Consider the following 18,680-nt stretch of genomic DNA (forward strand, 5'->3'; position numbering starts at 1 on the left):
CCTCGGTCAATCGGTCAGAGTGGCCAGTGCGAACTGACTGGCGGAGTGCTGGGGGTTGGCGCGCAGGGCGCGGCAGAACCAGGCGTGCGCTTCCTCTTCGAGCAGGCGCATGACCTGGCAGGCCTGATCCATGGTGATGCCCACACCAATGGCGCCGTGGTTGCGCATCAGGTAGGCGTTGAGATGCGGGCGCACACGGCGGCTCACCAGCCAGGACAGCAGGCCGGAGCCGGACGGGCCGTAGGCGCACATCGGCGCTTGCGGGCCGATGACCTGGCGCGCCTGCTGGCCGCTGATCGGCAGTGGGCGGCCGAGCAGGGTGAAGGCGCTGGCGATGGGCTGGTGCGTGTGCACGCTGGCCTGGCAGTCGGGCCGGGCCTTGAACATCCTGGCGTGCAGGCCGCTTTCCACCGAGGGCGAGCCCTCGCCGGAAAGTTGCTCGAGGCTGTCCAGGCGCAGGATGCAGATGTCGGCTGGGCGCATGCTGTAGTAGTCGCTCGCCGAAGGGGTGACGGCGAAGCGCTCGGCGTCGATGCGCAAGGCCAGGTTGCCGCCGATGCCGGCGAGAAAACCCTGGTCGGCCAGGGTCACGGCCGTGCGTACGATGACCTCCCTGGCCCGTTGTTCAAGCGTCATGAGTACCTCGATGCAGGTGTGCGTAGAAGGGCGCCAGCGCCTTGTGCGCGGCGCGGAAATTGGCGTAGCTGCTGGCGTAGCGCTCGGCGTTGAGGCGGTCGGGCTGGAACGAGCGACGGATCTCGACCCGTTCGGGAATGTCGCCGACGGCCATGGCATCGATGCCGATGCCGGCGATGAAGGCCGCGCCGCGGGCATTGGCCTGAATGGGGTGTTGCGGCAGGTGCACCGTGACCCCGAGCACGTCGGCGAAGATCCTGCACCAGACCTCGGACTGGCCACCGCCGCCGACCAGGGTGATTTCCTCGGATGGCTGGCCGATGAAGCCGTCCACCGCCTCCATCATCCAGCGGGTGTTTAGGGCAACGCCTTCGAGGAAGGCACGCACCATGTCCTCGCGGGCGTGTTCCAGGGTCATGTTGACCAGGCCGGCGCGCAGGTTGCCGTCGTCCACCGGGCTGCGCTCGCCCATCAGCCAGGGCAGGTAGAGCAGGCCACGGGCGCCAGCCGGGACGCTGGCGGCCACTTCGTCGAGGATGCGGTAGACGTCCGGGCCGGCTTCGTTCTGCAGCAGCGCGTCCTTGGCGTAGAGGATGCGGTCGCGCAGGAAGCTGAGGTTGGCGCCGGCTGCCGACTGCATGGCGATCATCATGTAGCGATCCGGCAGGGCGCAGGGCAGGGCCGCGATCTGCCGCAGGACGTCGGTTTTCTTCTTCTGTACGTGGGCGCCGATCCAGGACGAAGTGCCGATGTACAGATGCAGGGCGTTGTCGCGTACGGCGCCAGAGCCCATGGCCGATGCGGTGGTGTCCACGGCGCCGGCCACCACCGGCAGGCCGACGCCCAGCCCGAGGCGTTCGGCCACCGGTTTGCGCAGCTCGCCGAGCACCTCGCAACAGCGCACCAGCTCGGGAAGCTGCGAGCGTTGCAGGCCGGCCATGCGCAGCAGACCGTCGTGGTAGCGGATGTTGCCGGGGTCGCGGTTGTCGGTGACCCAGGTGGTCAGCGCCGAATCGACGGTGGAGGCGATGCGCCCGCTCAGGCGCAGGTTGATGAAGTCGAGGACGTTGAGGAACTTGTCGGTGCGCGCATACAGCTCGGGCATGGCATCGCGGATGAAGGCGATATGGCCGAACGGATCCTTGCCGGAAAGGGCCGGTGCGCCGCCGGTCAGACGCAGCCAGTGCCACAGCTTGATGGGGTCGTAGCCGGCCACGCGCGGCAGGATACCGCCGACCTGGCGCCTGACCGCGTCCTGGCCGCGCATGTCCATGTACAGCAGGGCGCGGGCCAGGGGCTGGCCATCGCGATCCACCGGCACCGTGCCTTCACCCTGGCAGGAGCAGCAGATGGCGACCACGGCCTTGTGCGCCGAGGTGCTGTCGAGCACTTCGGCGGCGCTGTCGAGCAGCGCCTGCCACCAGTCTTCCGGGCATTGTTCGACGCCTGAGCCGGCCAGCACATGGGTCTGTACCGGGCGAAAGGCAAAGGCCCTGACGCGGCCATCGAGGCCCACCAGTGCGGTCTTGCAGCCTGAGCTGCCGAGGTCTACCGCCAAGACCAATCGCGTGTCGTGAGTCACCGTGGCCGCCTCTTTTTCATTTGCCTCTTCCCATTTCGTGACAGTCGAGTTAAAACATAAGCATTGCTCGTGTTTTAGAGGATGAAGCGATGGATAAATCTTTGTCAAGCACCACCGAAAAGGTAAGGCGACCCCGCGAACCCAAGCAGCAACGCAGCCAGGAGCGCTTCGAGGCGATTCTGAAAGTGGCGTTGGATCTGATTGCCGCCAATGGCTACGAGGGGGTGTCGATGCGTGAGATTGCCCGCGAGGCCGGGCTGCCGATCGCGTCGCTGTACATGTACTTCCCGACCAAGCTGTCGATCGTCAAAGAGGTCTGGCAGCGCTACACCAGCCGCGTCAGCGAGTCACTGGAGCGTGATCTGCAGAAGATCGTCGACCCTGCCAACCAGGCCGACGCCGGACTGCTGATCGAGCGCTTGATCGACCTGATGCTGGATATCCAGACCAGCCACCCGGGCTTCATCGAGGTCTGGGGTTGCGTCGCCGCCGCGCCCGAACTGCGCGAACTGAACCTGGCCGACACCCTGCGCTCGGTGGAGATGATGGCCACGGCGATTCGCAGCGCCAATCCGGCCATCGACATCGAGCAGGCCGAAGGCCTGGCCATGGTGCTGTGCGAGGGGGCGAGCTCGGTGACCAAGCTGATCCTGACCCTGGCGCCGGAGCAGCGCCCGGCCCGGATCAGGCAGCTCAAGCGCAGCCTGCACTTCATCTACAGCGCCACGCAGGCGGCGTTCGACAAGCGCGAATCCTGATTCCAGAGGTCCTGCCCTGCCCATGGCCAGGGCCTCGGATTGTTGTACCCAATAAGTGCAATGACCTCATAACCGCTAGGGGGCTGTATGTTGCGCAATAAGAAGAACAAAGTCATAGCAGTCGGTATGGGGCTCTGGAGTATCCAGGCCCCGGCATTCGAGATCGATACCGGGCCGGATGTCACCACCACGCTGGAAAGCGTCGTGGAGTTCAGCTCGGTGTATCGCACGGAGTCGCCCGAACGCATCCAGCGTGACGGCCAGAATCTCTTCATCAACGAGAACGATGGCAGCGAGTACTACAAGGGCTTCGTCTCCAACGAGGTCAAGCTGACCTCGGAGCTGCATGTGCGTACCGATCAGGATGGCCTGCTGCTGCGCGGCACGGCCTGGTACGACACGCAGATCATGGACAACGACCCCAGTGGCGATGACTTCGACACGCACAACGGTGATAGCGGCGAGCGCTTTCCCTCGGATTTGCGCAATCGTGCCGGGCACCGGGCACGCCTGCTCGATGCCTACGTCTACACCAATCGCTCCCTCGGCGACATGCCGCTGAGCCTGCGCCTGGGGCGCCAGGTGATCAACTGGGGGGAGGGTATCTTCTATTCCGACGGCATCAACGTCATCAACCCGGTGGATATCGGCCGCATCGTGCTGCCCAACGCCAGCCTCAAGGAAGCGCTGCTGCCCACCAACATGATCTCGGCGCAGCTCGGCCTCACCGACTCGCTGAGCGTGGAGGGCTTCTACGGCCTGGAATGGAAGGGCCATGAGATGATCCCGACCGGGGCCTTCCTCAACGATCAGGACTACTTCGGCAAGGGCAGCAATGGCGTGCTGCTGGATCTGCGTGACGCCCTGCAGGCGCAAGGAGTGCCGGCGGAGCTGGTGCCCGGCCTCAATGGCGTCGACGGCGTGGTGGCCGGGGCACGCTATGGCCGCGAGCACGAGGCGCGTGACGATGGCCAGTTCGGCCTGGCCCTGCGTTATATCGTCGAGGACTGGAACAGTACCGAGTTCAGCCTCTACTACCTCAATTACCACAGCAAGGTGCCGTTCCTGCGTGTGCAGAAGGGGCAGTCATTCGCCTGCAGTGGCGGGGGGGGCGGTGGACGTTTCAGTGACCTGTGCGACCTGACCCAGCTCGTCGATCCCAGCTCGGTGCCATTGGTCGATGGCCTGGCATATCTGGATACCACGCGCTACGACTTCATCTATCCCGAGGACATTCGCCTGTTCGGCTTCAGCGTCTCGGGCACCATCGGTGATACCAGCGTTGCCGGTGAGCTGGCCTATCGGCCCAATGCGCCGCTGGAACCGTCGATGACCTACGAGCTGGGGCTGTTGGCCAATGGCGCGCTGACGGCGGGCGGCGCCAGTGGCGCCAGCATCGACCTGGGCGAGTTCGGCGATGGCTCGGCCAATGATTCGCGCCGCAGCATCGACCTCTACAAGCGTCACGAGCTTTATACCGGCTCGATTTCCACCATCCACAGCTTCGGCCCGGGCCTGGGCCTGGATGACCTCACCCTGCTCGGTGAAGTCGCCTTCAACCATGTGCCGGGCAGTCTGCTGGATTCGCCCAACTACGCCTACCTGGACTCGTTCGCCTGGGGCTACACGGTGAACTTCAGCGGCCTGTGGCGCAATGTGCGGCCCAACCTCAACCTGCGCCCGGGCCTGACCTTCCGCCAGGACGTGTCCGGCACCTCGCCGGCGCTCAACGAGAACTTCATCGAGGGGCGCAAGTCCGCCACCCTGGAGTTGGCCGCCCTGTATGGCCAGACCCTTGGCGCCAAGCTGAGTTACACCTCGTTCTGGGGCGCGCGCAAGGAAAACCCGCTGATCGACCGTGACCATGTCGCACTGAATCTTTCCTACTCCTTCTAACCAGTGGTATTCGCCATGAACAAACATGCTTTCCGTGTAGGCAGCCTGGTGCTCGCTTGCAGCGTGCTGTTGCCCTTGCAGGTTCAGGCCAAGGTGACGACCGAACAGGCCGCTCAGCTTGGCAACCAGCTCACCCCCTTCGGGGCCGACCCCAAGGGCGATGCCGCGCAGGGCATTCCCGAGTGGAGCGGCAAGCTCGCCGCGCCGGCCGGTTATGCCGGGCCGGGCAGTTTTCACGTCGACCCCTTCGCCGGGGAGAAGCCCCTGCGCGTGATCGATGCGCAGAACATGGTCGCCGATGCCGAACACCTGAGCCCGGGCGTTCAGGCGCTGCTCAAGGCCTACCCGCAGACCTTCAAGGTGCCGGTCTATCCCAGCCACCGCACGGCTGGTGCGCCTGAGCGAGTCTACGCGAACACCCGCAAGAACGCTCTGCAGGCCACCCTGGCCGAAGGCGGCAATGGCCTGGCCAATGCCTATGGCGGCATCCCTTTTCCGATTCCGGCCGATGGCCGTGAGGCGATCTGGAACCACATCGCACGTTGGCAGGGGGATTACATCAATGAGGTCGCCACCACCGCGCAAGTGGATACCCAGGGCGGCTTCTCCATCATCCGTGAACGCATACGCCTGCTGTCGAACTACTACGACCCGAGCAAGGACGCCAGCAGCCTGAACAACCTGCTGTATTTCTTCGACAGCGAGTTGCTGCCGCCCTCGCGTGAGGCGGGGCGCAAGCTGTTGGTGCGCGAAACCATCGACCAGGTGGCGGAGCCGCGTTCGGCCTGGGTCTACAGCCCAGGGCAACGGCGTGTGCGACGTGCTCCGACGCTGGCCTACGACACTCCCAGCGATGGCATCCTGGCCGACGACACCGACATGTTCAACGGGGCCACCGACCGCTACGACTGGAAGCTGCTGGGCAAGCAGGCTCTGCTGGTGCCCTACCACAACTACGTCATGGAGCAGCCGGGGCTGGCGCTGGAAAAGCTGGTCAAGCCCGGGCACCTCAACCCCGATTTCACCCGTTGGGAAATGCACCGCGTATGGGTAGTGGAAGCGACGCTGCGGCCGGGCCAGCGCCATGTGCATGCCAAGCGCCGCTTCTATCTGGACGAGGACAGTTGGTACGCCCTGATGGTGGAAAACAGCGACGCCCGTGGCGAGCTGTGGCACGTCAACCTGGCCTTCACCAAGAATGCCTATGACGTCCCGACCATCACCCCGGTGAACATCGTCTATCACGACCTGATCGCCCACAGCTACACGGTGATCGGCCTGCGCAACAACGAGAAGGCGCCGCGCGAGTTCCAGCTGACGCCGCCACCGGCCAGCTACTGGACGCCTGCCAATCTGAGGCGTACCGGCACGCAGTGACCTGTTGCAGCACTGCAAACAAGAGGCCCGCAAGGGCCTCTTCGTGTTTATGGGCCTGCCACGATGACGGTCTGAACGCATGTCGCTGACTGGCGCAAGGGAAGCTGCGTAGCGGACAGATGATTATATTATTGACTTAATATTTTAATTAAATTAAATATTTAATCGCCTGTCGTTATTTGGTCGCTATGCGACGGCCAAGTCCTCAAGCCGGGCTAACTCTAATAAAGATGAATGGGGAGGGTGGGATGGCTGCTACAGGCTATCGGTTCGGCTACGGCTCGATGCTCTTCCTGCTAGTGAGCTGGATGCTTACGGCTACACAGGCCTGGGCCAGCGAGGTGCAGATCTACAACTGGCTGCAATACCTGCCCAAGGAAATTCTTGAGGATTTTCAGCGTGAAACCGGCATCCGTCCGCGCTACGTCGAGTTCGAGTCCAGACTGGCCATGGAGAACAAGCTGCTGACCGGTAACTCCGGCTACGACGTGGCATTTCCTGGCAGCACCAGCCTGCGCAAGCTGATCATCGCCAATGCCGTGCAACCGCTGCGGCGCGACGCTCTGAGCAACTGGCAGTATCTCGATGGGGCTTTCATGAAGAGCCTCGAGGAGTCCGGCGACCCGCGCAACCGCTATGCCGTGCCTTATCTCTGGGGCGCAACCCTGTTCGGTTATGACGCCGACAAGCTCGATGCGCTCTTCGCCGGTAACGTTCCGGCTTCCTGGGATCTGCTGTTCAAACCGGAGAATGCGCGCAAGCTGGCGGGTTGTGGCATCGGCATCATCGATGCCCCGGATGAGATCCTGCCGATTGCCCTTAACTACCTCGGGCTGGATCCCAACGGCCATGAACGTAGCGACTACCGGGCCGCGCAACAGCTCATGCAGAGGCTCAGGCCAGCCGTGCGCTACTTCGATTCGGAGCGCTATGGGGCTGACCTGGCCAACGGCACGATCTGTTTCGGCGTCGGTTGGTCCGGTGGTTTCGTGCAGGCCCGGCAGATGGCCGCGAGTGCCGGGCGCAAGGTGCGCTTGAATATGGTGGTGCCAAAGGAGGGATCACCTTACTGGTCGGATGTCATGGTGGTGCCCAGCAAGGCGCCGAATCCGGCAGAGGCCCATGCCTTCATCAACTACATCCTGCGCCCCGATGTCATTGCTCGCATCAGCCTGCAGCTTGGCTATCCCGCACCCAGTGTCATGCCACCGCACAAGTCGACTGCCGATGATCCACGCGGGCAGCTAATGCAGGCCGCCGAGCAGCAGCGATTCTTCACCATCACGCCTGTTCCGGAGTCCGTCGAGCGGATCAGAGCGAGGGTCTGGCGCAACATGCAAAGCCATCAGGGGAGTGCTGAATGAACATGCTCAACAATGCATCGGGTGTAGTGCTCGAGTGGGTCATGAGCCTCAACGTGCTGATCGCCGAGGGTGAGGTGGTGGGGCATTGCGCCGATGGCTTGCGCGTTAACTACCCGATCATCGGTGGCACCTTCGAGTGTCGTGAAGCGAAGGGCCATGTGCTGCCTGGTGGTGCCGACACCTATCGGCTCAGGCCCGATGGCATCGGCGAGCTGGATGCGCGCTACAGCCTGATGTGCGAAGACGGCAGTCTGATCAACGTGCACAACCTCGGGTTGTTGCGGCTGACTGAGGCGGGCAAGGCCATGGAGGCACGTGATATCTGGCCCATTCCCGAAAGCGAATACCTGTGCACCTGCACGCCACGCTTTCAGGTCGCCGAAGGTGAGCTGGGCTGGCTGACCCAGCAGACCTTCACTGGCCTGGTGCATTACCCCACGGCGGATCGGGTGCAGATTCGCTGCTTCGCGCTGGCGCCGAAACCGTGAGTAGGCGCTGGGGCGTTTAGGGCATCTCTAAAGACCTAAGCGGCGGCTGTAGGGATGCGGGAGGTTGGGTGTTGATACCGGACTGGCAAGTTTGTGTGTTTGTTTGGTGTTCTTGACGCCGCTTTGGGTGTTTTCAGATATTCCGGGTTTCGCCCCCTCGGGCGACTCACTTTTCTTTGAACTCGGATTGCCGCCCAGCGCAAAGAAAAGTAAGCAAAAGAAACGCACCCCCGCCATCCGGAACTAGGCGTCCCCGTTATGCTTCGCTCGACTTCCCTCACTCCGGCATCGCTCCGTGGTCGGCTTACAAGGGCCATCCCTGGCCCTTTAAGCGGGGCCGCCATCGGTATCTCGCGGCATCCATGCCGCTCGCCCCCTGCGCAATGCCTACGTTCGGCCTCCTGAAGGGGGAGTTAGCGCGCCTGAACGTACATCGGTTCCGGGCATGCCCGGCGTGCTCTGGTAATAGTGGATCCATGACGTGGTCGCCGGGTTAAACCAATACTTTCATTCGCGTAGTTTCATTCGCTTGAATAGCTTGCCGGCCTTCAGCCGGCATTCTGGTCAGCCCTAAGGCTGACCTCATGTGCAACCACTCCGTGCTACTTCTGGGTTACCTCGGGTTCAGGCGCGTGCAGAGCCCGCCCAGGAGGGTGAGCGGAATCGTCGTGGAAGAGGTTGAGCGACATGGATGTCGCAAGAGCCGCGATGGGCCATGGATGGCCCACCGTCGGTGGGCCGCATCCGGTCGGGCCTCTGGAACGGCGATGGAGTGAGCGAACCCTCGCGTAGCGAGGGCCGGATGACCGGGCGCAGGGTTTTGGTTACTTTTGCCCGCAAAAGTGACTCGCCCGGGAGGGCGAAACAGAAGCTATCAGCGAAACGCCAATAAGCAGCTTGAACACCGAAAACCACACAAACTTGCCAGTCCGGTATCCAGACTGACTTGCCGATATCCCGCAAAGAACCAGTTCGTCCTTCAGTGGCTCAGACCTGCGCTCAGCGGGCGATCATGCCCTGCAGGATCAGGCCGCTGGTCAGGCGTACCTGGCGGCGGTGCGCTTCCAGATCCATTGTCTCGCTGCTGGTCAGGCGCAGCAGTTGCAGGTGCGAGTAATCGTTGAGCAGGAAGGCGGCCAGTTCCACGTCCAGGTCGGCGCGCAGCTTGCCACGCTCCTGCAGGTCGCGCAGCAGGCCGGCGATTTCATGCTGCAGGCTCTCGTTGAGACGCTTGTAGTTCTCCGGCAGGTCGCTGCGGTCACCACCCAGCACGTGCGGCAGTAACTCGCGCCAGATCGGCGCTGGAAGCATGTCGAGGGCGTGATCGACCAGCACTTGTTCCAGGTAGCACAGTGCATCGAGCGGGTCGTCCAGTTCGGCCATGTGCAGACGCGCGTCCTGCAAGGCGCTCTGGTCGGCCTTCTGCAGCATCTCCAGGAGAATTTCCTGCTTGGAGCTGAAGTACTTGAACACCGTGGGCGCCGAGACGCCTGCTTCCCGAGCGATCTGCTCGATGGTGGTGTTGGCGAACCCCTGGCGCTCGAACAGAGCCACCCCCGCTTCACTGATGGCCTTGCGGCGCATGGCTTTCTGACGTTCGCGCAGACCGCTCACTTTCCCTCTCCTTATCCGGGTCGCAGGTGGCGAGCATAACGGAAGTAGGTTTTCATGCGTAAATATTTTATTGACTAAAACTTTTTATTCGGGCAATTATTCTGTCACATCTGCCGCGTGCAGAGCTTCTTACAAGAAAGGACAGAGGTTTCATGACTACCTCCGTAAACACTCAGGCACCCAACCAATTGGCTCGTCATTACGCCGATGCACACGAGGCGCTGCGTCAGGCTCAAGCGCCACAGGCCTTCATGAACGGCTTTCCCCCAGCGCCCGAGCAACTGGTGACCTGGCACAACTGGATGAGCCCGCCGTTCAACAAATGGGGCTTTCGCAACCTGGTGCGCCTGCGCCCGAGCATCACGGTGTCCTGCGGTCGGGGTGAGCAGCCACTGGCAGAAGCGCTGCAGGATCTCGACGGACTTAGCTTCGCCAGTGAGTGTGGGTTGAACGTACGTCTGGACGAACACCTGCTGGCCAGCCATGCCGACGGTTTCATTGTGCTCAAGGCCGGCAAGGTGGTGTACGAGCGCTACTTCAACGGCCACACCGCCAATGATCGCCACATCATGTTCTCGGTGACCAAGTCGCTGATCGGCACCCTGGCCGAACAACTGATTCACGAAGGCAAGCTTGACCCCGAACGACTGGCCGGCGATTACGTAGCGGAGTTCGCCGGTAGTGCTTACGCCGATGCCACCGTGCGCCAGTTGCTGGATATGGCGGTGGGCATTTCCTACACCGAGCAGTACGACGACCCGGCATCGGAAAGTTCGCAGTTTGGTTATGCCTGTGGCTTCCAGCCGGCGCCGGCCGAATTCGCCCAATACGCATCGCTGTATCAGTACCTGCCGACGCTGCGTAAGCGCGGCGAGCATGGCGGCCTGTTCCATTACGTCACCGCTACCACCGAGGCCCTGGCCTGGGTGATGGAACGCGCCTGTGGCGAAGCCTGCCATGAGCTCCTGACCCGGATCTGGAAGGTGATCGGTTGCCAGCGCGACGGCTACTTCATGGCTGATCCCTGGGGCCGTGGCGTGGCCGGCGCCGGTTTCAGCGGCACCCTGCGCGATATGGCGCGTTTTGGTCTGCTGCTGGCCAATGGTGGCCAGCATCAAGGCCAGAGCCTCGTTGCGCCCGAAGCCATCGCAGCCATCGCGGCGGGTGCCGACCCGGCCATCTATGCCCAGGACGAGGATTTCAGTCACTGGATTCCCGGTGCTTCGTACCGCAGCCAGTGGTACGTGATCAACGACCATAGCCGCGCCATCGTAGCCGGCGGCATTCATGGCCAATACCTGTTCGTCGACTTCGAGTCGGATGTGGTCATCGTCAAGCAGTCCTCGCTGCCGGCGGCGGTGGGCATCTTCGATGCAGACAACGTACGAGCGTTGCGTGCCATTGCCGCGCATCTGAAAGCCTGATTCAGCTCAAAGAGACAAGAAATATCGGGCGGCTCACCACAGGTGGGTCTGCCGATTCGCAGCCCGGTGCGTATTGAACCCGAGCTGCTTTGCAACTGCCCTGTGACACAAAAACAACTTACCCAGGAGCATTTCATGACCCGTGTCCCATTCACTCCCGCGCTACTGGCCGTGGCCGTACTGAGCAGTGCCGAGGCCATGGCTGGCTACACCTTCGAGGAGGGCAAGCTCTCCGGCGAAGCCAACCTGACCGTAGGTGGTGCGACCGTCTCCACACGTAACGTCAACTTCGGCGCTGGCGGCGTCGATCAGCGCAATGGCCGCAACATCGGCACCCGTGTCGATTGGCAGGAGTTCTATCTCAAGCCGGGCGTTACCCTCAAATATGCCGTCGACCCCGACTTCGATCTGATCGCCGGTGGCTCGGCGGTGTCGGCCAAGACCCTCGGTGACGGCGATGCCGGTGGTTTCAGCCGCAGTTCGGACGGCTACACCGCGATGGAAGAGGCCTATGCGGGCTTCCGTGCGGGGGAGTGGACCTTCACCGCCGGGCGGCAGAACTACCTGGTAGGCAACGGCTTCATCGTCATGGACGGCAACCTCGACTCCCGTGGCGACGGCGCCTACTGGCTGGGGCCGCGTACCGCCTTCCGCGACTCGGGCATCCTCGCCTGGGATCATGGCGCGCTGCGTGCGCAGGCCTTCAGCCTGCGCACCGATTCGCACCTGGGCGACTTCCGCCTCAATGGTGCCAACCTGGACTACGACCTGGCCGAACAGGTGACCCTGGGCGCCATGGCCATGAAGGTGGACTCGCAGACCAACACCTTCGCCACGCCGCTGCGCCGCGACGGCATGCAGGTCTACAACTTCCGCGCCCTGCGCGGCAGGCTGCCGGGCCTAGACGCGCTGACCTTCAACGGCGAATACGCGGTGCAGCGTGGCAGCGGTGACGGCGTCAAGTACGATGCCAAGGCCTGGTATGCCCAGGCTGACTACAGCTTCGAGTCGCTGCCGCTGACTCCGGTGCTGGGTTATCGCTACGCGCTGTTCTCCGGTGACGACAACCTGGCCGACAACACCCAGCAGTCCTGGGATCCGCTGAGCAAGGGCTTCACCGACTGGAGCACCTGGCTGGTCGGCGACGTGATGGGCAACTACGTGCTGTTCAACACCAACCAGCGCGTGCAGCAGTTCTCCATCAAGACCCGCCTGAGCGAGACCCTGACCCTGGGCGCCATCCACTACCAGTTCTGGCTGGACAAGAACAACTACCAGGGTATCGCCGTCGACGACCGGCGCTTCGCCAACGAGAACGTGATCTACCTCGACTGGACCCCCACCGAGCGTCTGTACACCTCGCTGGCCTACAACTGGGTAGACGCCAAGTCGGCGGCCAAGCAGGTGTTCGGTGACGACGACCGCTTCACCGCGCTCGAACTCTACTTCACCTACCGTTACTGAGCCCGCCAGGAGACATCGAGATGAAAGCAATGCGTATCGCGGCTGCCTTGACCCTGGCACTGGCCAGCGCCAGTGGCGTTCAGGCCGAGCAACGTACCGTAAGGGTCTACAACTGGATCGAGTACATGCCGCCTGAGATCCTCAAGGGCTTCGAGGCCGAAACCGGCATCCGTCCGGTGTACGACGTGTTCGACAGCGCCGAGACCCTGCAGTCCAAGCTGCTCACCGGCAACTCCGGTTATGACGTGGCCTTTCCGGGCAGCGCGTCGCTGGGCACCTTCATCGGCGCCGGCACCTTCGAGAAGCTGGATCGCAGCAAGCTGCCCAACTGGAACCGCCTGGATGAAACCTTCATGGCCGAACTGGCCAAGAGCGGCGACCCCGGCAACCAGTACGCGGTGCCCTACATGTGGGGCACCAACCTGATCGGCTACAACATCGACAAGGTGCGCGAGGCGCTGGGCCCGGACGTGAAGCTGGATAGCTGGGACGTGATCTTCAAGCCGGAGAACCTCTCCAAGCTGGCCTCGTGCGGGGTTGGCTTCCTCGACTCGCCGGGGGATATCCTGCCGATCGCCCTGGACTATCTGGGCTTGCCGCCGAACTCGGAGAAGGCCGAGGATTACCGCAAGGCGCAGGATCTGATGATGAAGATTCGCCCCTACATCACCTACTTCAATTCCTCGCGCTACGGCTACGACCTGGCCAATGGCGAGATCTGCGTGGCCGTGGGCTGGTCCGGTGGCATCGAGCTGGCGCGCAAGATGGCCAATGCAGCCGGCAAGGGGGTGAAGATCGACATGTTCCTGCCCAAGGAGGGTGCACCGCTGTGGTCCGATGTGATGGTGATTCCCAAGGGCGCACAGAATGTCGAAGAAGCCCATGCCTTCATCAACTACCTGCTGCGCCCGGAAGTGATCGCCAAGGCCAGTAACGCCATCGGCTATCCCAACCCCAACACGGATGCCACCGCCTTCGTCGATCCCGAGGTGCGCAACAATCCCAACATGTACATTCCGGCTGACAGGATGGGCTCGCTGTACGCACTCAAGGCCCTGCCATTGAAGGCCGAGCGTATCCGCATGCGTACCTGGAACAGCATCCGCACCGGCAAGTGAGCCGGCGGGCACCCGTAGTCATGCTGCGGGTGCCTGTACTACGAACGACGAGGAGGGCGTGATGAAGCGATCCATAGCGTTGGGCGATAGCGGGCTCGAGGTGTCGCCGCTGGTACTGGGGGGCAACGTGTTCGGTTGGACACTCGCTGAGCGCGATTCGCTGTATCTGCTCAGCGCCGCCTACGAGGCGGGCATCACCAGTATCGACACGGCCGACATGTATTCGGTCTGGGTCGCGGGGCACCGCGGCGGCGAGTCCGAGCGCATCATCGGCGCCTGGCTGGCGCGCAACCCCGGCCTGCGCGCTGGCCTGACCTTGATGACCAAGGTGGGCGCCGAACTGGGCCCGGGTACAGGCGGCCTGTCGCGCGCCTGGATCATCAAGGCGGTGGAGGACTCGCTGCGCCGCCTCAATACCGATTACATCGACCTGTATTTCTCACACTACCCCGACCCGCACACCCCGCACGAGGAAACCCTCGGTGCCTATCAGGCCCTGCTGGAGGCCGGCAAGATCAGGGCCATCGGCGCCTCCAACTTCACCCGTGCGCAACTGCAGGACGCCGAAGCCTGTGCAGAGCAGGGCTTGCCGCATTACACGGTGCTGCAACTGGAGTACAACCTGCATGACCGTGCCGACTACGAGCAGAACCTGCAGGCCTTTGCCCACGACCGGGGGCTGGGCGTGCTGAGTTATTTCAGCCTGGCGTCCGGCTTTCTCACCGGCAAGTACGCCAGCCTGGCCGATATCCAGGGGCATGCGCGTGCCGAGGATCTGCAGCGCTTCTTCACCCCACGCGGCATGCGCATTCTCGCGGCCTTGCGTGAAGTCGCCGGGCAGCATCAGGTCGAGCCGGCCAGCGTGGCCCTGGCCTGGCTGATGCAGCAGCGAGGACTGACGGCACCGGTGGTCAGCGCCACCAGCCGTGAGCAGTTGCAGCGCTTGCTGCAAGCCTGTGCCTTGCACCTCGACGACGAAGCGTTACGCCTGCTGGACACGGCCTGCGCGTAATGAGCCAGGGCCGAGGCCGCCGAGCCGCTGAATGAGGAAATGTCTTGATCTGATTGGATGAGCTTGTTCGCAGGGCGGACAGGTGGTAGCCGTTACGAACTTAAAGTTAACTCGATTAACTATTTTGTTCGGCTGACGGCTGGTTGTAGGGGTGCCGCTATGGCTCCCGGCAATGTTTGGTTCTTCCACGACAACAATAAAACCGATGGAGCTTCCCATGTCTTGCAGTCAACTCCCCGGCAAGGTCGCTGCCGACCCGGCCATGCGCGCCGCCGCCATCTTCATTGCAGCGGTGTCGATTCTCGTGGTCGGTATTCAACCTGTCTTCATCGGCCTGTTGGCCGGGCACCTGGGGCTGTCCCTGGCCCAGCAGGGCTGGATGATCTCGGTGGAAATGTGTGGCTCGGTCTTCGGCACACTGCTGGTGGCTCCGCTGGCACGGCGCTGGGGCTCGCGTCGGCTGTGTGCCATGGCGGCCTTCGCCCTGGGCGGCGTGACCCTGCTGAGCGGCCTGACGGAACAGTACACGACGATGCTGGCGCTGCGCGGCCTGGCCGGTATGGTGGCCGGCGGGCTCTATGCCCAGGCGGTGTACCTGTTGGGAAGGATGCCGGGGCAGGATCGCTCCTACGGTTTCCTGTTGCTGTTGCAGACCAGCATCTTCGCAGTGATGGCGGCGGCGCTGCCGCTGCTTGCGGCAACCCTGGGTTTCATGGCGGCCATGGGCATGCTGGTCGCCTGGTACGCACTGGCCTGCCTGGCTTGCCGCCTGCTGCCGCGTCAGGTCGGTAGCGAGGTAGGGCAGCAGACGCCATCCTCCGAGGTCGGCCCGGCCTCCTTCGGGGTGGCCGCACTGGCCGGAATGCTTTGCCTGCAGGTGGCGATCTATGCCGTGTGGGGCTTTATCGACGGCATCGCCAGTGGCGATGGTCTGAGCGCAGTGGATGTGGGTTGGGCTGTGGGTATCGGCCTGCTCGGCGGCTTGCCGGGCGCGGCGTTGCCCAGCCTGCTGGGCAATCGCTTCGGCCGTCTGCCGATGATCCTGCTCGGCTCGTTCTGTGTGGCACTGGCGGTCTGGTTGCTGGGGCTGGGGGTGAAGAGCGGCGAGCAGCTCGCCGGTGTGGTGTTCCTGATGAACTTCGGCTGGGTGCTGGCGCTGTCGTATTACATGGCCGCGGTGGTCAGCCATGACGCCAGTGGCCGTCTCACTCGCCTGGTCAGCGTGGTACAGGTGACCTCGGCGGCGTTTGCCCCTACGGTGCTGAGCCTGTTTCTCGGCGACGGCGGCAAGACGCTGATCTTCAGCTTCTCAGTGGGCTCGGTACTGCTCGGTTGCCTGCTCGCCGCCCTGGTCGGCCTGGGTGTCGGCCGGCGTCAGCAGTTGCGTGCAGCGCTGTCATGACAGCCTGCCACGACCAAGGAGTGGCCCCATCGAGACCAATTGGGGGTGGCGCACTGGCCTTGCGGCTGAGAACCTAGGGAGGTGTTCAGTCGAGTTGCGATCATGCCTGCTTCCGCTTTGCCCGTGCATACCCGGCATCTGGCCAATGGCGCCGTGCTGCATGCCTGCCAGCAGCCCTGGGCGCGGCAGGCGGGGCTTTGCCTGCGGGTGGCGGTGGGCAGCCATGACGAGCCGCGTGATTATCCCGGCCTGGCGCATTTTCTCGAGCACCTGCTGTTTCTCGGCAGCCGCGGCCATGCCGTCGAGCAGGGCCTGATGGCCTATGTGCGTGGCTGTGGCGGCCAGGTCAACGCCTCGACCCAGGCGCGTCATACCGATTTCGTCTGCCAGTTGCCGGCGGCCGGGCTGCAGCCGGCCCTGCAACGCTTGCAGGACATGCTCAGCCATCCCTTGCTGGAACAGGCGGCGCAACGACGTGAGCGCGAGGTGCTGCATGCCGAGTACCAGGCGCGCAGCCAGGATGCCGATAGCCGCATCGACCATGCATTGGGCCAGGCAGTGGCGGCGGGGCACCGCTGCGCCGACTTCCTTGCTGGGGATCGGCACAGCCTGGCGCTGGAGCAGGCTGCCTTCCAGCAGGCGTTGCAGGGCTATCACCGTCAGCATTACCAGGCACGCTACATGAGCCTGGCCCTGGTCGGCCCGCAGCCGCTGGAGGAATTGTTGAGCCTGGGCGAGGCCTGCCTGTTGAGCATGGCAGGCGGGGCGCTTGGGGTGCGCGCGAGCCCATCCCTGCTGCCCTTGCGTGCCTCCCGTCTGGTACTGCAGCACCCCATCCGTGGCGTGACCCTGGGGCTGGCCGTGCAGTTGCCAGAGAAGGCGCTGGAGCCGGCCCTGCAGCTATTCCTGGAGGCGCTGCACGATCCGGCGCCGGGTGGCTTGCAGGCTGGCTTGCGCCAGGCCGGGTTGTGTCAGGCGCTGCAGGTACGGGTGATCTACCGGCATGAGGGGCAGCGCCTGTTGCGCCTCGATTGCCCTGGCGCGGACAGCACGACGGTCGCACGTCTGCAGGCCGAGCTGCGCGGCTGGTTGCAGCGCTTGCCGGGTGATCCTGGCTGGGGCGCGCGCTGGCGTGCCTGGCAGCAGGCCCAGGCCGCACGCCTGGCCGGCTTGTCGCCGCTGGCTCTGGCTCAGCATCTGTTGCAACAACCCGAGGCTATTGCCGAGGTCGAAGTGCTGGCGGCGCTGCAGCCCTTGCTGGTGCAACTGGCCAGTGGTGCCGGCTTGATCGAACTGTGCAGCACGAGCGAGGCGCAACCGCTCTGGCCCGCCCTGGGGCTGGATCTGCAGATGCAGGCCGTGGCGGCGCGCAGCCTGGCCGCGCCTACCCTGGATCTGCACCTGCCACAGGCCTGTACGGCCCTGGCCCCGGCCACCAGCGCGCCGCCAATGCCCATGGCCGCGCTGCGCTGGCATGCGGGGCCGGAGCAGGGCGGTCCGGCGGCGCTGCACTGGCGTGGGCCCTGCAGTGACAACGGTTTGCCAACTCCTGTGCGGCTTGCCACCCTGCAGGCTCGTATCGCCGATCAGGCCAAGCTATGTCAGCGTCATGGTGTTGCTCTGCAACTGCGGGCCGAGCCCGGTGCCTGGACACTGGCGCTGTCCGGCCCGGCGCCGTTATTGCCTGCCAGCAGTGTGCGGCTGTTGCCGCTGCTGCTGGCGCCGCTGGATGAGGCCGTCGCGCCGCCCGCTGCCGGGCTGTTGCTGCGCCAGGTGCTGGAGTATCTGCCGGAGCTGGGGCAGTCAGCCGCGCCGACGATCCTGCAGGGACTGGGCGTCGGCCTGGGCACGGCAGCACAGCAAGAGATCGAGGCATTGTTCGAGGCGGTCGAGCCTTTGCCTGCCACGACACCGCAGCCGCACAGCAGCGGCGGCCTGAGCTGGCATGAAGCGCCGGTGTCGGGGGCGGAGTCGGCCTTGCTGCTGTTCTGCCCCGTGCCTGATGCGAGTGTGCAGGCCGAGGCGGCCTGGCGCCTGCTCGATCAGTGCCTGCAGGAGGCCTTCTACCAGCGTCTGCGCGGCGAATTGCAACTGGGGTATGCGTTGTTTTCCAGCTTTCGCCAGGTACAGGGGCGGCGCGGTCTGTTGTTCGGTGTGCAATCGCCGGTCTGCGATCATGCCACCATCCTCGGCCACATCCGTGCCTTTCTGGCGGCGCAGCCGGCGCGCCTGGCCGGGCTGCCGGCGCAGGCCTTCGAGCAGGCGCGCGAGGCCCTGCAACTGGCGCTGCAGGCACCGCGCAGCCATGTCGAATGGGCCGAGCAGTTCTGCCAGGCGCACCTGGCCGCTCTGGCCGCCGAGCATGACCAGGCCGTTGGCCAGGCCCTGAGCGCGCTCGACTCGCTGGCGCTGTTGCACGCCTGCCGACAACTGCTGGCGGAGTGCGGCTGGCAGGTACTAAGCAGCACGCCAAACCACTGATCCCTTACCCATCTGAGCATGCGCCACCGCGTAGGCCGACGGCTGCCTGTAAGACCTTGGGCGG

General features: G+C 64.0%; 14 protein-coding genes. 11 read left to right on the forward strand and 3 right to left on the reverse strand.

The window, feature by feature from the left end:
• Positions 1-6: 6 nt before the first annotated feature.
• Together OU800_RS10660 and OU800_RS10665 are read right to left on the reverse strand one after the other, a co-directional pair.
• Positions 7-636 (reverse strand): class II aldolase/adducin family protein, encoded by a 630-nt coding sequence (locus OU800_RS10660; RefSeq protein WP_268183621.1) that lies wholly within the window; start codon positions 634-636, stop codon positions 7-9.
• The gene (locus OU800_RS10665) at positions 626-2,218 is read right to left on the reverse strand and encodes a xylulokinase (protein ID WP_268183622.1); all 1,593 of its coding nucleotides are present in this window, start codon (positions 2,216-2,218) and stop codon (positions 626-628) included. Before OU800_RS10665 ends, OU800_RS10660 begins: the two co-directional genes overlap by 11 nt.
• A gap of 89 nt (positions 2,219-2,307) precedes the next feature.
• On the opposite strand from OU800_RS10665, the gene OU800_RS10670 reads away from it, so the two are divergent.
• The 5 genes from OU800_RS10670 (at position 2,308) to OU800_RS10690 (ending at position 8,101) form a co-directional block, all read left to right on the forward strand.
• On the forward strand, positions 2,308-2,976 hold the full coding sequence (locus OU800_RS10670) for a TetR/AcrR family transcriptional regulator (RefSeq protein ID WP_268183623.1): 669 nt from the start codon (positions 2,308-2,310) through the stop codon (positions 2,974-2,976).
• Positions 2,977-3,063: 87 nt separating this feature from the next.
• Positions 3,064-4,872, forward strand: coding sequence for a DUF1302 domain-containing protein (locus OU800_RS10675; RefSeq protein ID WP_268183626.1), 1,809 nt, complete (start codon positions 3,064-3,066; stop codon positions 4,870-4,872).
• 15 nt (positions 4,873-4,887) lie between these two features.
• Positions 4,888-6,249 carry a DUF1329 domain-containing protein gene (locus tag OU800_RS10680; protein WP_268183629.1) on the forward strand — a complete coding sequence of 454 codons (1,362 nt, stop codon included), beginning with the start codon at positions 4,888-4,890 and terminating at the stop codon, positions 6,247-6,249.
• A gap of 248 nt (positions 6,250-6,497) precedes the next feature.
• The gene (locus OU800_RS10685; protein ID WP_268183632.1) at positions 6,498-7,613 is read left to right on the forward strand and encodes an extracellular solute-binding protein; all 1,116 of its coding nucleotides are present in this window, start codon (positions 6,498-6,500) and stop codon (positions 7,611-7,613) included.
• Positions 7,610-8,101: a DUF3237 domain-containing protein gene (locus OU800_RS10690; protein ID WP_268183633.1), complete on the forward strand. Its 492-nt coding sequence runs from the start codon at positions 7,610-7,612 to the stop codon at positions 8,099-8,101. The genes OU800_RS10685 and OU800_RS10690 overlap by 4 nt, the downstream gene beginning before the upstream one ends.
• Positions 8,102-9,100: 999 nt before the next feature.
• Here the strand turns inward: OU800_RS10690 and OU800_RS10695 are convergent.
• A complete protein-coding gene (locus OU800_RS10695) occupies positions 9,101-9,715 on the reverse strand; it encodes a TetR/AcrR family transcriptional regulator (RefSeq protein WP_268183634.1) in 615 nt (204 codons plus the stop codon).
• A gap of 152 nt (positions 9,716-9,867) precedes the next feature.
• On the opposite strand from OU800_RS10695, the gene OU800_RS10700 reads away from it, so the two are divergent.
• The 6 genes from OU800_RS10700 (at position 9,868) to pqqF (ending at position 18,616) form a co-directional block, all read left to right on the forward strand.
• Positions 9,868-11,139 carry a serine hydrolase domain-containing protein gene (locus tag OU800_RS10700; RefSeq protein ID WP_442964750.1) on the forward strand — a complete coding sequence of 424 codons (1,272 nt, stop codon included), beginning with the start codon at positions 9,868-9,870 and terminating at the stop codon, positions 11,137-11,139.
• Positions 11,140-11,274: 135 nt separating this feature from the next.
• Entirely contained in the window at positions 11,275-12,603 is a 1,329-nt protein-coding gene (locus OU800_RS10705; RefSeq protein ID WP_268183636.1) for an alginate export family protein, read from the forward strand.
• A gap of 29 nt (positions 12,604-12,632) precedes the next feature.
• Positions 12,633-13,721, forward strand: coding sequence for a polyamine ABC transporter substrate-binding protein (locus tag OU800_RS10710; RefSeq protein ID WP_268184277.1), 1,089 nt, complete (start codon positions 12,633-12,635; stop codon positions 13,719-13,721).
• Positions 13,722-13,782: 61 nt separating this feature from the next.
• A complete protein-coding gene (locus tag OU800_RS10715) occupies positions 13,783-14,733 on the forward strand; it encodes an aldo/keto reductase (RefSeq protein ID WP_268183638.1) in 951 nt (316 codons plus the stop codon).
• Between the two features lie 217 nt (positions 14,734-14,950).
• The gene (locus tag OU800_RS10720) at positions 14,951-16,135 is read left to right on the forward strand and encodes an MFS transporter (RefSeq protein ID WP_268183639.1); all 1,185 of its coding nucleotides are present in this window, start codon (positions 14,951-14,953) and stop codon (positions 16,133-16,135) included.
• 102 nt (positions 16,136-16,237) lie between these two features.
• Positions 16,238-18,616 (forward strand): pyrroloquinoline quinone biosynthesis protein PqqF, encoded by a 2,379-nt coding sequence (pqqF, locus tag OU800_RS10725; protein WP_268183641.1) that lies wholly within the window; start codon positions 16,238-16,240, stop codon positions 18,614-18,616.
• Positions 18,617-18,680 lie beyond the last annotated feature (64 nt).

The organism is Pseudomonas sp. GOM7, assembly GCF_026723825.1.
GTDB lineage: Bacteria > Pseudomonadota > Gammaproteobacteria > Pseudomonadales > Pseudomonadaceae > Aquipseudomonas.